Raw genomic sequence first — 1,311 nt, 5'->3', positions numbered from 1 at the left:
TGGCAATCCCCTGGGAGCGTGGAGTCTTCGTCTATGCGGCGTGAGTCCGTGAACGGGCCTCGGCACGCTTCTGGTTGATGATCTGTTCGAACTCCACGGGTGCCAGCCCGCCGGCGGCGCTGTGCCTGCGGCGGGTGTTGTAGAAGTCCGTGAGCCACTTGGCGATCTTCAGCCTTGCCTCGGCGCGGGTGGCGAAGCGGTGCCGGTAGACGTACTCCACCTTGACCGTCGAGTGGAACGACTCCGCCGCCGCGTTGTCCAGGGCCGATCCCACGCGCCCCATGGACTGCACCACGCCCAGACGGGCACACAGGCTGTTGTAGGCCTCACTTGTATATTCCGACCCGCGGTCCGAATGGAAAATAACACCGTCCACGGTGCCGCCGCGCGTGGCGGCGGCCATGGCGAGGGACGCGCCGACCAGGGACGCATCGTGCCTAGGGCCCATCGCGTAGCCCAACACGCGGCGCGAGAAGGCGTCGTGCACCGAGGCGAGGTAGAGCTTGCCCTCGCCGGTTTCGATCTCGGTCATGTCGCCCCACCACAAGACGTCCGGGGCGATCGCGTCGTAGCGGCGAAGCACCAGGTCACGGGCGGCTTTCCGCTTGCCCTGCCGGGTGAGGTTCCGGCGCCGGCGCGGGGGCTTGCGGCCCTGCAGGCCGAGCTCGGCCATGATCGCGGCGACAGTGTTCACCGAGACCTTCCAGCCCTCGGCCCACAGATCCAGCGTGATCCTGGGCGAGCCGTAGGTGTTGCCTGAGCGGCGAAAGAAGTAGCTGATCCGCTCCGCCAGCGCTGCCCGCCTGACTTCGGACTTCGTCCGCTGCTCGGGCCGGCGGCGCCATTTGTAGAACCAGGACTCGGACACCCCAAGTGCCCGGCAGGACACGGCATGCGGCACCTTGTGCTCGGTCCGCTGGCCGGCAATGAAGCCCGCAGCCGTCACTTCGTCGCCTCCTTCACCCAGAGGACCACCGATCGCTTGAGGACATCCCGCTCCATCCCGAGCTCGGCGATCTCCTTGCGCTGACGGGAGTTCTCCTCCCGCAGCCTGCGCAGTTCCTCCCGTTCGGTCTCGTCCAGCCCGCCCGCCGCCTGCGCATCCGCCCGGGACCGGGCCCGATGGACCCATGTCTGCAGCGTGCCCTCATGCACGCCCAGATCCCGCGCGACCTCCGCGGACGGCTTCCCGGTCTCCAGCACGATCCGCACCGCACCCTCACGGAACTCGGCATCGTACTTCCGTCGCTTCTCCGCCATGACCCTCAACTACCCCTATGGTCACGACTCCACAGTACGAGGGGAAGGTCA

At 67.7% G+C, this 1,311-nt stretch carries 2 protein-coding genes; both read right to left on the bottom strand.

Annotated features, from left to right (window positions below; translation table 11 throughout):
- Window positions 1-31: 31 nt before the first annotated feature.
- Complete coding sequence (locus IG74_RS0144630; protein ID WP_030689570.1) at window positions 32-946, bottom strand: IS3 family transposase; 915 nt, start codon at window positions 944-946, stop codon at window positions 32-34.
- Complete coding sequence (locus IG74_RS0144625; protein WP_030689568.1) at window positions 943-1,260, bottom strand: transposase; 318 nt, start codon at window positions 1,258-1,260, stop codon at window positions 943-945. Before IG74_RS0144625 ends, IG74_RS0144630 begins: the two co-directional genes overlap by 4 nt.
- Between the last annotated feature and the right edge of the window lie 51 nt (window positions 1,261-1,311).

Source organism: Streptomyces sp. NRRL B-1347, assembly GCF_000720325.1.
GTDB lineage: Bacteria > Actinomycetota > Actinomycetes > Streptomycetales > Streptomycetaceae > Streptomyces.
This window is presented reverse-complemented; position numbering and strand designations above follow the sequence as displayed.

What these genes read in the sequence shown, in the direction of transcription:
- IG74_RS0144625 (WP_030689568.1), bottom strand. Translation starts at nt 1,260, where the DNA reads ATGGCGGAGAAGCGACGGAAGTACGATGCCGAGTTCCGTGAGGGTGCG.